10 protein-coding genes and 2 pseudogenes are annotated in these 13,939 nt (G+C 63.1%); 8 read left to right on the top strand and 4 right to left on the bottom strand.

Annotated features, from left to right (window positions below; genetic code table 11):
• Positions 1-46 precede the first annotated feature (46 nt).
• Genes nuoG through nuoN form a run of 8 tightly spaced genes read left to right on the top strand, consistent with a single transcriptional unit; the run spans position 47 to position 10,009 of the window.
• Positions 47-2,770, top strand: a complete 2,724-nt coding sequence (nuoG, locus tag ACWPW0_RS12380) for an NADH-quinone oxidoreductase subunit NuoG (protein ID WP_454255489.1) — start codon at positions 47-49, stop codon at positions 2,768-2,770.
• Entirely contained in the window at positions 2,767-3,759 is a 993-nt protein-coding gene (gene nuoH, locus ACWPW0_RS12385; RefSeq protein ID WP_454255490.1) for an NADH-quinone oxidoreductase subunit NuoH, read from the top strand. The genes nuoG and nuoH overlap by 4 nt, the downstream gene beginning before the upstream one ends.
• Before the next feature lie 11 nt (positions 3,760-3,770).
• Complete coding sequence (nuoI, locus tag ACWPW0_RS12390) at positions 3,771-4,319, top strand: NADH-quinone oxidoreductase subunit NuoI (protein ID WP_447591355.1); 549 nt, start codon at positions 3,771-3,773, stop codon at positions 4,317-4,319.
• Positions 4,320-4,328: 9 nt separating this feature from the next.
• On the top strand, positions 4,329-4,838 hold the full coding sequence (gene nuoJ, locus ACWPW0_RS12395; protein WP_447591353.1) for an NADH-quinone oxidoreductase subunit J: 510 nt from the start codon (positions 4,329-4,331) through the stop codon (positions 4,836-4,838).
• Positions 4,835-5,143 carry an NADH-quinone oxidoreductase subunit NuoK gene (gene nuoK / locus ACWPW0_RS12400; RefSeq protein WP_447591351.1) on the top strand — a complete coding sequence of 103 codons (309 nt, stop codon included), beginning with the start codon at positions 4,835-4,837 and terminating at the stop codon, positions 5,141-5,143. Before nuoJ ends, nuoK begins: the two co-directional genes overlap by 4 nt.
• Positions 5,140-6,990, top strand: coding sequence for an NADH-quinone oxidoreductase subunit L (gene nuoL / locus ACWPW0_RS12405; protein WP_454255491.1), 1,851 nt, complete (start codon positions 5,140-5,142; stop codon positions 6,988-6,990). The genes nuoK and nuoL overlap by 4 nt, the downstream gene beginning before the upstream one ends.
• A gap of 15 nt (positions 6,991-7,005) precedes the next feature.
• Complete coding sequence (gene nuoM, locus ACWPW0_RS12410) at positions 7,006-8,529, top strand: NADH-quinone oxidoreductase subunit M (protein WP_447591348.1); 1,524 nt, start codon at positions 7,006-7,008, stop codon at positions 8,527-8,529.
• A 4-nt stretch (positions 8,530-8,533) separates the two neighbouring features.
• Positions 8,534-10,009: an NADH-quinone oxidoreductase subunit NuoN gene (gene nuoN / locus ACWPW0_RS12415; protein WP_454255492.1), complete on the top strand. Its 1,476-nt coding sequence runs from the start codon at positions 8,534-8,536 to the stop codon at positions 10,007-10,009.
• 55 nt (positions 10,010-10,064) lie between these two features.
• On the opposite strand, the gene tam is transcribed toward nuoN, so the two are convergent.
• The 4 genes and pseudogenes from tam to ACWPW0_RS12435 form a co-directional block, all read right to left on the bottom strand.
• Positions 10,065-10,826, bottom strand: a complete 762-nt coding sequence (gene tam, locus ACWPW0_RS12420; protein WP_447591344.1) for a trans-aconitate 2-methyltransferase — start codon at positions 10,824-10,826, stop codon at positions 10,065-10,067.
• A 49-nt stretch (positions 10,827-10,875) separates the two neighbouring features.
• Positions 10,876-11,952 (bottom strand): AI-2E family transporter, encoded by a 1,077-nt coding sequence (locus ACWPW0_RS12425; protein WP_447591343.1) that lies wholly within the window; start codon positions 11,950-11,952, stop codon positions 10,876-10,878.
• A 126-nt stretch (positions 11,953-12,078) separates the two neighbouring features.
• Positions 12,079-12,588, bottom strand: a pseudogene (locus ACWPW0_RS12430) (methyl-accepting chemotaxis protein); the annotation flags it as partial.
• A gap of 348 nt (positions 12,589-12,936) precedes the next feature.
• Positions 12,937-13,761 (bottom strand): annotated as a pseudogene (locus ACWPW0_RS12435) (cache domain-containing protein); the annotation flags it as partial.
• Between the last annotated feature and the right edge of the window lie 178 nt (positions 13,762-13,939).

The following is a 13,939-nucleotide window of genomic DNA, read 5'->3' on the forward strand; positions in this document are numbered from 1 at the left end:
TCCATTAGCCAAGCCCGCTCACGCGGGGCAAGAAGAAACCTGAACCATGGCCACTATCCACGTAGACGGCAAAGATCTTGAAGTCGATGGTGCGGACAACCTGCTACAGGCCTGTCTGTCCCTCGGTCTCGACATCCCCTACTTCTGCTGGCACCCGGCGCTCGGCAGCGTCGGCGCCTGCCGCCAATGCGCGGTCAAGCAGTACACCGACGAAAACGACAAGCGCGGTCGCCTGGTCATGTCCTGCATGACCCCCGCCACCGACAACACCTGGATTTCCATCGACGACGAAGAGGCCAAGCAATTCCGGGCCAGCGTCGTTGAATGGCTGATGACCAACCACCCGCACGACTGCCCGGTGTGCGAGGAAGGCGGCCATTGCCACCTGCAGGACATGACGGTGATGACCGGCCACAACGAGCGCCGGTACCGCTTCACCAAGCGCACCCACCAGAACCAGGAGCTCGGCCCGTTCATCGCCCACGAGATGAACCGCTGCATCGCCTGCTACCGCTGCGTGCGCTACTACAAGGACTACGCCGGCGGCACCGACCTCGGCGTCTACGGTGCCCACGACAACGTCTATTTCGGCCGTGTCGAGGATGGCACGCTGGAGAGCGAGTTCTCCGGCAACCTGGTCGAGGTCTGCCCGACCGGCGTGTTCACCGACAAGACCCACTCCGAACGCTACAACCGCAAATGGGACATGCAGTTCGCCCCGAGCATCTGCCATGGCTGCTCCAGTGGCTGCAACATCAGCCCCGGCGAGCGCTACGGCGAGATCCGCCGCATCGAGAACCGTTTCAACGGCTCGGTGAACCAGTATTTCCTCTGCGACCGCGGTCGCTTCGGCTACGGCTACGTCAACCGTGACGACCGTCCGCGCCAGCCGCTGCTCCTCAATAAAGAAGGTAGCGCCGAGAAATTGAGCCTGGACGGTGCGCTGGACAAGGCCGCCGAGCTGCTCAAGGGCAAACGTGTGATCGGTATCGGTTCGCCGCGCGCCAGCCTGGAGGGCAACTTCGCCCTGCGCGAACTGGTCGGTGCCGATAACTACTACAGCGGTATTGCCGCCGCCGAGCTGGACAACCTGCGCCTGATCCGCGACGTGCTGCAGAACGGCCCGCTACCTGTGGCCAACCTGCGCGACGTGGAAAGCCACGATGCCGTGTTCGTCCTCGGCGAAGACCTGACCCAGACCGCCGCCCGTCTGGCCCTGGCTCTGCGCCAGTCGGTCAAGGGCAAGGCCACCGAGATCGCGGCCGGCGCGAAGATCCAGGACTGGCACATGGCCGCCGTGCAGAACGTCGCCCAGCACGCGCTGAACCCGCTGTTCATCGCCAGTGTCGCCACCACCCGCCTGGACGATATCGCCGAGGAAACCGTACACGCCGCGCCGGACGACCTGGCCCGCCTCGGCTTTGCCGTGGCCCACGCCATCGATCCGAGCGCACCGGCCGTCAACGGCCTGGACAGCGAAGCCGCCGAGCTGGTGCAACGCATCGCCGACGCCCTGCTGAATGCCAAGCGCCCGCTGATCGTCGCCGGTGCCTCGCTGGGCAGCAAGGCGCTGATCGAAGCCGCAGCGAACATCGCCAGCGCGCTGAAGAATCGCGAGAAGAACGGCTCGATCAACCTGGTCGTACCGGAAGCCAACAGCATGGGCCTGGCCCTGTTTGGTGGTGACTCGGTGGATGCTGCGCTCGACGCCCTGACCTCCGGCAAGGCCGACGCCGTCGTCGTGCTGGAAAACGACCTGTATCGCCGCGCCGATGCCGCCAAGGTCGACGCCGCACTCGCTGCCGCCCAGGTGGTGATCGTTGCCGACCACCAGCAGACCGGTACCACTGCCAAAGCACATCTGGTGCTGCCGGCGGCCAGCTTCGCCGAGGGCGACGGCACCCTGGTCAGCCTGGAAGGCCGCGCCCAGCGCTTCTTCCAGGTCTACGAGCCGAGCTACTACGACAGCAACATCCTGGTCCGCGAAGGCTGGCGCTGGCTGCACGCACTGCACAGCACGCTGCAGGGCAAGCACGTCGATTGGACTCAGTTGGACCAGGTTACCGAAGCCTGCGCCGCCAGCACCCCGGTACTGGCCGGCATCCGTGGAGCCGCGCCCAGCGCCTCGTTCCGCATCAAGGGCCTGAAACTGGCCCGTGAACCGCACCGCTACAGCGGCCGTACCGCCATGCGCGCCAACATCAGCGTGCACGAGCCCCGTCAGCCGCAGGACAAGGACTCGGCCTTCGCCTTCTCCATGGAAGGTTATTCCGGCAGCAAGGAAGACCGTCAGCAGATTCCGTTCGCCTGGTCGCCGGGCTGGAACTCGCCACAAGCCTGGAACAAGTTCCAGGACGAAGTCGGTGGTCACCTGCGCGCTGGTGATCCGGGCGTGCGCCTGATCGAAGCCAAAGGTGCCAGCTTGCCGTGGTTCGCGGTCAATGCAGCATTCAATCCAGCGCAGGGCACCCTGCAGGTCGTGCCGTTCCATCACCTGTTCGGCAGCGAGGAAAACTCCTCCCGCGCGAAACCGATCGAGGAGCGCATTGCGCAACCTTACGTCGCCCTGGCCAAGGCCGAAGCCGACCGCCTGGGTGTCAATGACGGCGCCCTGCTCAGCCTCACCGTCAACGGCCAGGTCCTGCGCCTGCCGCTGCAGGTGCGTGAAGAACTGGCCATTGGCCTGGTCGGCCTGCCGGCTGGCTTGCCGGGCATTCCGGCTGCGATTGCCGGCGCTGTCGCCATGTCCGTACAGGAGGCTGCGCAATGATTTGGCTGACTCCCGATATCGTCGAGGTGATCATCGCCGTCCTCAAGGCGATCGTCATCCTGCTGGCGGTGGTCATCACCGGCGCCCTGCTCAGCTTCGTCGAACGGCGCCTGCTGGGCTGGTGGCAAGACCGCTACGGTCCGAACCGTGTCGGCCCGTTCGGCATGTTCCAAATCGTGGCCGACATGCTGAAGATGTTCTTCAAGGAAGACTGGACGCCGCCATTCGCCGACAAGTTCATCTTCATCCTGGCGCCGATGATCGCCTTCGCGGCCATGTTGATGGCCTTCGCGATCATTCCGATCACCCCGACCTGGGGTGTGGCGGACCTGAACATCGGCATCCTGTTCTTCTTCGCCATGGCCGGTCTGTCGGTGTACGCGGTGCTGTTCGCCGGCTGGGCGAGCAACAACAAGTTCGCCCTGCTCGGCGCCCTGCGCGCCTCGGCACAAACCGTGTCCTACGAGGTGTTCCTGGCCCTGGCGCTGATGGGCGTGGTGGCGCAGGTTGGCTCGTTCAACATGCGCGATATCGTCGACTATCAGGCTGAAAACCTGTGGTTCATCATTCCGCAGTTCTTCGGTTTCTGTACGTTCTTCATTGCGGCCGTTGCTGTGACGCACCGTCACCCGTTCGACCAACCAGAAGCCGAACAAGAGCTGGCCGATGGTTACCACATCGAATATGCCGGGATGAAATGGGGCATGTTCTTCGTCGGCGAATACGTCGCGATCGTGACGGTTTCGGCGCTGCTGGTAACGCTGTTCTTCGGCGGCTGGCATGGCCCGTTCGGCCTCCTGCCACAGATTCCGTTCATCTGGTTCGCCCTGAAAACCTGCTTCTTCATCATGATCTTCATCCTGCTGCGTGCGTCGATTCCGCGCCCACGGTATGACCAGGTCATGGCGTTCAGCTGGAAGTTCTGCCTTCCGCTGACCCTGATCAACCTGCTGGTGACCGGCGCACTTGTGCTGGCCGCGGCCCAGTAAGGAGAAACACGATGCTCAAATACATATGGGATGTGCTGGTCGGCACCGGCACCCAACTGCGCAGCCTGGTCATGGTCTTCAGCCATGGCTTTCGCAAGCGCGACACCCTGCAATACCCCGAAGAGCCGGTCTACCTGCCGCCACGCTACCGTGGTCGTATCGTCCTGACCCGCGACCCTGATGGCGAAGAACGCTGCGTAGCCTGCAACCTGTGCGCCGTGGCGTGCCCGGTCGGTTGCATCTCGCTGCAGAAGGCCGAAACCGAAGACGGCCGCTGGTACCCGGACTTCTTCCGCATCAACTTCTCGCGCTGCATCTTCTGCGGCCTGTGCGAGGAAGCCTGCCCGACCACCGCGATCCAGCTCACCCCCGATTTTGAAATGGGCGAGTACAAGCGTCAGGACCTGGTGTACGAGAAGGAAGACCTGCTCATCAGCGGCCCGGGTAAGAACCCGGACTACAACTTCTACCGCGTTGCCGGTATGGCCATCGCCGGTAAGCCGAAAGGCGCCGCGCAGAATGAAGCCGAGCCGATCAACGTGAAAAGCCTGCTGCCTTAAGGACGAACGATGGAATTCGCTTTCTACTTCGCCGCGGGCGTTGCCGTGGCCTCGACCGTGGGGGTGGTGACCAACACCAACCCCGTACATGCCCTGCTCTATCTCATCGTCTCGCTGCTGGCCGTGTCCATGACCTTCTTCTCCCTGGGGGCACCGTTCGCCGCGGCCCTGGAGATCATCGTCTACGCCGGCGCCATCATGGTGCTGTTCGTGTTCGTGGTGATGATGCTCAACCTCGGCCCGGCCGCGGCCGAGCAGGAGAAAAAGTGGCTGACTCCCGGTATCTGGGTCGGTCCGGCCATTCTCTGCGCCCTGCTGCTGGGTCAATTGCTCTACACCCTGTTCGCCGTACCGAGTGGCGCCGCCATCGGCCTGGTCAGCGTGGAAGCCAAGGCCGTCGGTATCGCCTTGTTCGGCCCTTACCTGCTAGCGGTAGAGCTGGCCTCCATGCTGCTGCTCGCTGCCCTGGTTGCCGCCTACCACCTCGGCCGTCACGAAGCCAAGGAGCTCAAGCCATGACTGCTATCCCTCTGGAACATGGCCTGGCCCTGGCCGGTGTGCTGTTCGCCATCGGCCTGCTCGGGTTGATGGTGCGCCGCAACATTCTCTTCGTGTTGATGAGCCTGGAAATCATGATGAACGCCACCGCCCTGGCTTTCGTCGTAGCCGGCAGCCGCTGGGTACAGGCTGATGGCCAGGTGATGTTCATTCTGGTGATCACCCTGGCAGCCGCCGAGGCCAGTATCGGCCTGGCGATCCTGTTGCAGCTGTATCGCCGCTTCAACACCCTGGATATTGACGCTGCCAGTGAGATGCGCGGATGAACCTTCTTTATCTAACCCTCGTATTTCCCCTGCTGGGCTGGTTCATCCTGGCTTTCTCGCGGGGTCGCTTCGGCGAAAACGCCAGCGCCGTGATCGGTGTCGGCTCCATCGGCCTCAGTGCCCTGACAGCGGCCTGGGTGATCTTCCAGTTCAATGTCGCGCCACCTACCGATGGCGTATTCACCCAGGTGCTGTGGCAATGGATGAACGTCGGCGGCCTGGCGCCAAGCTTCACCCTGTACCTGGATGGCCTGTCGGTCACCATGCTCGGTGTGGTCACCGGTGTCGGCTTCCTGATTCACCTGTTCGCCAGTTGGTACCTGCGCGGTGAAAGCGGTTACTCGCGCTTCTTCGCCTACACCAACCTATTCATCTTCAGCATGCTGCTGCTGGTGCTGGGCGATAACCTGATGACACTGTTCTTCGGCTGGGAAGGCGTCGGCCTGTGCTCGTACCTGCTGATCGGCTTCTACTACGGCGAACGCAAGAACGGCAACGCAGCCCTCAAGGCCTTCATCGTCACCCGCATCGGCGACGTGTTTCTGATGATCGGCCTGTTCCTGCTGTTCCTCAACCTCGGCACCCTGAACATCCAGGAGCTGATGGTGCTGGCGCCGCAGAAATACGTGGCCGGCGATACCTGGCTGTGGGTCGCCACCCTGATGCTGCTCGGTGGCGCGGTCGGTAAATCTGCCCAGCTGCCGCTGCAGACCTGGTTGGCCGACGCCATGGCGGGCCCGACTCCGGTTTCGGCCCTGATCCACGCCGCGACCATGGTTACCGCCGGTGTCTACCTGATTGCGCGTACCCACGGCCTGTTCCTGCTGACTCCGGATATCCTCGAGCTGGTCGGAATCGTCGGTGGCGTGACCCTGGTGCTGGCCGGTTTCGCCGCGCTGGTGCAGACCGACATCAAGCGCATCCTCGCCTACTCGACCATGAGCCAGATCGGCTACATGTTCCTCGCCCTGGGCGTCGGTGCCTGGGAAGCGGCGATTTTCCACCTGATGACCCACGCCTTCTTCAAGGCCCTGCTGTTCCTCGCTTCCGGTTCGGTGATCAACGCCTGCCACCACGAGCAGAACATCTTCAAGATGGGCGGCCTGTGGAAGAAACTGCCGTTGGCCTATGCCAGCTTCATCGTCGGTGGTGCCGCCCTGGCTGCGCTGCCGCTGATCACCGCCGGCTTCTACTCCAAGGACGAGATCCTCTGGGAAGCCTTCGCCAGCGGTCATCAGGGTCTGCTATATGCCGGCCTGGTCGGCGCCTTCCTGACCTCGATCTACACCTTCCGCCTGATCTTCATCGCCTTCCATGGCGAGCAGAAGACCGAAGTCCACGCCGGTCACGGCATCGCCCACGGCCTGCCGCTGGTGACGCTGATCGTACTGTCGACCTTCATCGGTGCGTGGATCACCCCACCGCTGGCCGGTGTCCTGCCGCAGAGCGCCGGTCATGCCGGCGGCGAAGCACAGCACAGCCTGGAGATCGCCTCGGGCGCCATCGCCATGGCCGGTATCCTGCTGGCCGCGCTGCTGTTCCTCGGCAAGCGCCGCTTCGCCACCGCCGTGGCGCAGAGCGCACCCGGGCGCTTCCTGTCGGCCTGGTGGTTCGCCGCCTGGGGCTTCGACTGGCTGTACGACAAGCTCTTCGTGCGTCCGTACCTGCTGTTCTGCCGCCTGCTCGGGCGTGACCCGATCGACCGTGGTATCGGCCTGGTGCCGCGCGTGGTTCGCGGTGGCAATGCCCTGCTCGCGCGCAGCGAGAACGGGCAGATCCGCTGGTACGCCGCCTCTATCGCCGGGGGCGCCGTGCTGGTGCTCGCCGCTCTCCTGCTTCTGAATTAAGGAACATAGCCCGTCATGATTCTGCCCTGGCTAATCCTGATCCCCTTCATCGGCGGCCTGTTGTGCTGGCAAGGTGAGCGCTTCGGCAACACCCTGCCGCGCTGGATCGCCCTGCTGACCATGGTCCTGCTGTTCGGCCTCGGCCTCTGGCTGTGGGCCAGCGGCGACTTCAGCCTGGCCCCGGCACCCGGTGCGGACCCGCAGTGGGCCCATGAATTCAAGGTGCAGTGGATCGAGCGTCTCGGTATCACCATCCACCTTGGCATGGACGGCCTGTCGGTCCTGATGATCGCCCTGACCGGCCTGCTCGGTGTGCTCTCGGTGCTCTGCTCGTGGAACGAGATCCAGAACCGCGTCGGTTTCTTCCACCTCAACCTGATGTGGATTCTCGGCGGTGTGGTCGGCGTGTTCCTGGCCATCGACCTGTTCCTGTTCTTCTTCTTCTGGGAAATGATGCTGGTGCCGATGTACTTCCTCATCGCGCTCTGGGGTCATAGCGGCAGCGAAGGCAAGACCCGCATCACCGCCGCCACCAAGTTCTTCATCTTCACCCAGGCCAGTGGCCTGGTGATGCTGGTGGCGATCCTCGGCCTGGTATTCGTCCACTTTAACCAGACCGGCGTGTTGACCTTCAACTATGCCGACCTGCTGAAGACCCAGCTCGCGCCGGGCACCGAATACCTGCTGATGCTCGGCTTCTTCATCGCCTTCGCGGTGAAGTTCCCGGTGGTCCCGTTCCATTCCTGGCTGCCCGATGCCCACGCCCAGGCACCGACCGCCGGTTCCGTGGACCTGGCCGGTATCCTGCTGAAAACCGCCGCCTATGGCCTGATGCGCTTCGCCCTGCCGCTGTTCCCCCATGCCTCGGCCGAGTTCGCACCGATCGCCATGTGGCTCGGCGTGTTCGCCATCGTCTACGGTGCCCTGCTGTCGTTCGCCCAGACCGATATCAAGCGCCTGGTGGCCTACTCCAGCGTCTCGCACATGGGCTTCGTGCTGATCGCCATCTACTCCGGCAGCCTGATCGCCCTGCAGGGTGCGGTGGTGCAGATGCTGGCTCACGGCCTGTCGGCAGCTGCACTGTTCATCCTCTGCGGCCAGCTCTACGAGCGCCTGCACACCCGTGACATGCGCCAGATGGGTGGCATCTGGGCACGCATGCCCTGGTTGCCGGCCCTCAGCCTGTTCTTCGCCGCAGCAGCGCTGGGCCTGCCAGGTACCGGTAACTTCGTCGGTGAGTTCCTGATCCTGATCGGCAGCTTCAAGGCCGCGCCGTGGGTCACCGTATTGGCGGCCACCGGCCTGGTACTGGGTTCGGTCTACTCGCTGATCATGATTCACCGCGCCTACTTCGGCCCGGTCAAGGCGGACACCGCCCTGCCCGGCCTCAAAGCGCGCGAGCTGGGCATGGTGCTCGGCCTCGCCGTCCTGCTGATTCTGCTGGGCGTCTACCCGCAGCCGGTGCTCGACACCTCCGCCGCCACCATGAGTGGTGTGCAGCTGTGGATCGGCGACGCCCTCAATCAACTCGGTAAGTAGTGCTATGCAACTGACGACTCAACACTTCATCGCCCTGCTGCCACTGCTGGTCATCAGCGCCACCGTTGTCGTGGTGATGCTGGCCATTGCCTGGAAGCGCAACCACTCGATGACCTTCGGGCTGTCGGTGGCGGGTCTCAACCTGGCGCTGCTGTCGATCCTGCCGGCCCTCGGGGTCACGCCGCTGGAAGTGACTCCGCTGCTGCTGATCGACAACTACGCCTGCTACTACATGGCCATGGTGCTGGCCGCCACGCTGGCCTGCGTCACGCTGATCCACGCCTACCTGGGTGGTGACTCGGGCAAAGGCTATCCGGGCAACCGCGAAGAGCTGTACCTGCTGATGCTGCTGTCCGCCACAGGCGGCCTGGTGCTGGTCAGCGCGCAACACCTGGCGGGTCTGTTCATCGGCCTGGAGCTGCTCTCGGTGCCGACCTACGGCATGATCGCCTACGCCTTCTTCAACAAGCGTTCGCTGGAAGCCGGCATCAAGTACATGGTGCTGTCCGCCGCTGGTTCGGCATTCCTGCTGTTCGGTATGGCGCTGCTGTATGCCGACTCCGGAAGCCTGATCTTCGCCGAGATTGGCGCCAAACTGAGCGCCGACGGCCTGCCCAGCCTGATCGCCCAGATCGGCTTCGGCATGATGCTGATCGGCCTGGCCTTCAAGCTGTCGCTGGTGCCCTTCCACCTGTGGACGCCGGACGTCTACGAGGGCGCCCCGGCACCGGTGGCCGCCTTCCTCGCCACCGCAAGCAAGGTCGCCATATTCGCCGTGCTGCTGCGCCTGTATCAGATGTCTCCGGTAGCCTCTGGCGGCTGGCTCAACGAGCTGCTGACCGTGATCGCGATTGCCTCGATCCTGTTCGGTAACTTACTGGCCCTGCTGCAGAACAACCTCAAGCGTCTGCTGGGTTATTCCTCCATCGCCCACTTCGGCTACCTGCTGGTGGCGCTGATCGCCACCAAGGGCCTGGCCGTGGAAGCGGTTGGCGTCTACCTGGCCACCTACGTGCTGACCAGCCTCGGCGCGTTCGGCGTGATCACCCTGATGTCCACGCCTTACAGCGGCCGTGATGCTGACGCGCTGTACGAATACCGCGGCCTGTTCTGGCGCCGTCCGTACCTGACTGCCGTGCTGACGGTGATGATGCTGTCGCTGGCCGGTATTCCGCTGACGGCGGGCTTCATCGGCAAGTTCTACGTGGTCGCCGCCGGTGTCGAATCGCAACAATGGTGGCTGCTCGGTGCCCTGGTACTGGGTAGCGCCATCGGCGTGTTCTATTACCTGCGCGTGATGGTCACCCTGTTCCTGGTCGAGCCGAACCTGCGCCGCCACGATGCCGAACTGCACTGGGCGCAGCGCGCGGGCGGCATCATGCTGCTGTTCGTCGCCCTCCTCGCCTTCGTCCTCGGCGTGTACCCGCAACCCTTGCTGGAACTGGTGCAACAGGCCGGTCTGGCAACGATCGCACCGTAAGACAAAAAAGCCCCGCAGATGCGGGGCTTTTTCATACAGGGCTGGCGCTTGCCAGTCAGCGTCTTGCCACCAGGAACAGACGCGGGAACGGCAACAGCACGCGACCATCGCTCTGCGCCGGATAGGCGTCACGGATCGCGCTCAGGTAGCGCTCAAGAAATGCCTCGCGTTGCCCCTCATCAAGCGGGCCGATGAATGGCCGCAACGCGGTGGACTTGAACCATTCGACCACGGCCTCGGCATTCTCCAGCACGTGGTAATACGTGGTGCGCCAGATATCCAGCTCGCGGCTATGCGGAGCAAGGATCTCGTAATAAGTGCGAGCGTCATGCCGTGCTGGGTGCTGGACCTTGCCGATCTGCGCAGCCCATGGGCCTTGCTCAGCCACTTCGCGCGCCAGGCGATGAGCAGGCTCCTGCAAGTTGTCCGGGGTCTGGATCGCTAGCCAACCACCTGCCGAGAGCTGCCCCAGCAGCGCCGGATACAGCTGCTCGTGTGCCGGCAGCCATTGCAGCGAGGCGTTGGCCAAAATCAGTTGTGGGGCTTCGGCAGGTTGCCAGTGCTGGATATCCGCCAACTCGAACTGCAGTGCCGGCAGACGCTCACGTGCCGCGCGAATCATGTCATCGCTGCTGTCCAGGCCAATCACCCGGGCGCTCGGCACATGCGCCTGCAAGACCTCGGTGGAGTTGCCCGGGCCACAGCCCAGGTCTACGGCGAGGTCGATATCGGTGGTTGGCACAGCGGCCAGCAGATCACGGACCGGACGGGTGCGTTGCTGCTCGAACAGGCTGTATTGCCGGGCAGACCAGGTCATTCGGATTCTCCTGAATTACGGCATGAGAGGCCTGGAAGGATACCAGCCCTCACTTCATAACAATCCTGCGCGGCTCACGCCGGCGTCGAGAACCACTGGACAGGTTCCAGCAGGCCAGGAACAGGGCGGCGATCAGAGGCCCGATGACAAAGCCGTTGAGCCCCAGCAGCGACAAGCCACCCAGCGTCGAGATCAGGATGAGGTAGTCAGGCATCCGCGTGTCTCTACCGACGAGCAGTGGACGCAGGATGTTATCCACCAGACCGATGACAAACACACCGACCAACACCAGCACCACGCCCTGCCAGATCTGCCCGGCCAGGAGCAGGTAGGCAGCAACCGGGACCCAGACGATACCGGCACCTGCCGCTGGCAGCAGCGACAGGAAGCCCATCAGCACGCCCCACAGCAAGGCGCCTGGAATGCCCAGAAGCCAGAGCGTTACGCCGCCCAATGTGCCTTGCACGGCGGCCACCACCAGGTTGCCCTTGACCGTGGCGCGCACCACGCGCACGAACTTGATCTGCAGGCGTCGTTTCTGGGTATCGCTCAGCGGGATGAGCGAGCGCATGTCGCGCAAGATCTGCTCACCATCGCGCAGCAGGAAAAACAGCAGGTAAAGCATGATGCCAAAGCTGACCACGAACTCGAACGTGCCCTGGCCGATGGCAAAGACCTGGGTCGCGAGGAACTGGCTGCCTGCCATGGCGCCGTTGGATATCTTCTGCTTGAGGCTTTCCAGGTCACCGAAGCCGAAGCGCTCCAGTTGCGCCTGCACCGCCCCTGGCAACATGGACTTGGCCTGGGTGATGTACGCGCCAACATCGAGCTCGCCAGACTTGATCCGCTGATAGAGCGTGGCGCCTTCATCGACCACCATGGTGGTGATGACGATCACTGGAAGAATCGCCACCACCAGGCAGATCAGCAGCGTCAGCAGCGCTGAACGATTGCCCTGCCCGCCGGTACGCAACGCCAGCCGTCGTTGCAAGGGCGCAAACATCACCGCCAGCACCACGGCCCAGAAGATCGCGCCATAGAACGGCAGCAGAATGCCGATGAACGCCAGGGTCACGGCGATCAGCAGGAAAAGGAAGGTTTTCTGTTCGACGCTCGGTGAGTGCATGGCAAGGACTTGGCTCAGGGATGGTCCTGTTTAGTCTCTCGCCGACAGGCAAAGTGCCAGTGATTTATGCGCCTGACGCCAGCCAGGAAAAAAGGCGCCGAAGCACCTTTTTTCATAGCCTGTCGATCAGATGCGGAACTGCCGCACCAAGGCGCCGAGGCGCTCGCCCAGCGCCGACAGATTGCGTGCCGTCTGCGCGCCATGCTGGGTCTCGTCAGCCACACTGTCCACCGCCACGGCAATCTGGTGCACGCTGCGGTTGATCTCTTCGGCGACAGCGGTCTGCTCTTCGGCCGCGCTGGCGATCTGCGCGTTCATCGCATTGATGGTGCCGATCAACTGAGCGATGGCATCCAGCGAAGCTCCCGCCTGGTTGGCCTGCTCACTGGTGAGCTCGCCGGCATCGCTGGAGCCTCGCATGGCGTTGACTGCGCCCTGCGTGCCTTGCTGCAGGCGATTGATCATCCCCTGAATTTCCTGGGTGCTCTGCTGAGTCCGGCTGGCCAGTGCCCGAACCTCATCGGCCACCACCGCGAAGCCGCGCCCTGCCTCGCCTGCGCGTGCAGCCTCGATGGCGGCGTTGAGGGCCAGCAGGTTGGTCTGCTCGGCAATGGCGCGAATCACGTCCAGCACGCTGACGATGGACTGCACGTCCTGCTGCAGGCTATCCAGCGATTGGCCGCTGCCACGAATATCGGCAACCAGGTCATGAATGCGCACGATACTGCCATCGACCACCTTCTTCGCCGCCTGGCCTTCACGGTCGGTCTGTTGCGCCGCTTCGGCGGCATTCTGAGCACTTTTCGCCACTTCATGAGCGGCTGCCGACATTTCATTGATAGCCGTGGCCACCTGATCCGTCTCATGCCGCTGACGGTCCATGGCCTGCTCCGAGCGCTGTGCCTGTTCCGAAACCTCACGCACCAGCGTGTTCAACTGGCCGGTCATGTCGACGATCTGCCGCACCAGGCCGTGAATCTTCTCGACGAACTGGTTGAACGAGCCGGCCAGCAGCCCCAGCTCGTCCTGGCTGTTCACCGGCAGGCGCCGAGTCAGGTCGCCTTCGCCTGCGGCGATGTCGTCCAGGTTGTTGCGGATCTGCTGCAGCGGTCGCAGGAAAGCATTGGCCAATCCCAGACCGGCCAGGCCGAAAACCACTAGCAGAATCGCGGCGATCACCAGCACACTGGTGAGAATGGTGCCCACACGCTGGTCGATGGCGTTCTGTACCTCGCGGACCTGAGCTTCGACGCCATCCAGGTTGATTGCCGTGCCCAGCGCCATGTCCCATTTCGGCAGGTAATAGCTGTAGGCCAATTTGGGCACCTGGATGCTTTCATTGCCCGGCAACGGCGAGCTGTAGCGCACGTAATAACTGTTGTCCTTGGCGACACGCACCAGCTCGCGGTTGACGTACACGCCATTCGCATCCTGACGATCCGTCAGGCTTTTGCCGACATCGACCGGGCTGTCACCACGGAACAGGCGCACGACGTTCGAATCGTGGGCGAAGAAATAGCCATCCTTGCCGTATTTGATCTTCGACAGAATGGTAATGGCCTGTTCGCGACTCGACGTGTCGCCCTGCTCGGCCTGGTCATACAACACCTGTACAGCCCCCAGGGCGATCTGCATATAGTGCTGCAGTTCCTTGTGGCTCTCTTCCATCAAACGCTCACGCGTTTCCCGTACCTCATCAGCTGCCAGACTCAACAAGACCTTGGCGGCAGCGCCACTGAGGATCAGCGCAAAGAGAATGATCGGCACCAGGGCCAGCAGCAGTACTTTTGTCTTCAATGTGAGGCGCATGCTCTCATCCTTGCCAGGAAATCTACGAAAACGGGATCGACTGGTTATCGGCAATCCCCTGCACAACTTCAGCCGAGCAGGGTTATACGCACACCCTTGGCATCACTCACGCAACACGCAATGGGTTGCAGGCCCCCTTGGTTTATCGAGGGCGGCCCAGGACTCTGCCCGAACAACC

The sequence above is a fragment of the Pseudomonas sp. Marseille-Q8238 genome, from assembly GCF_965111915.1.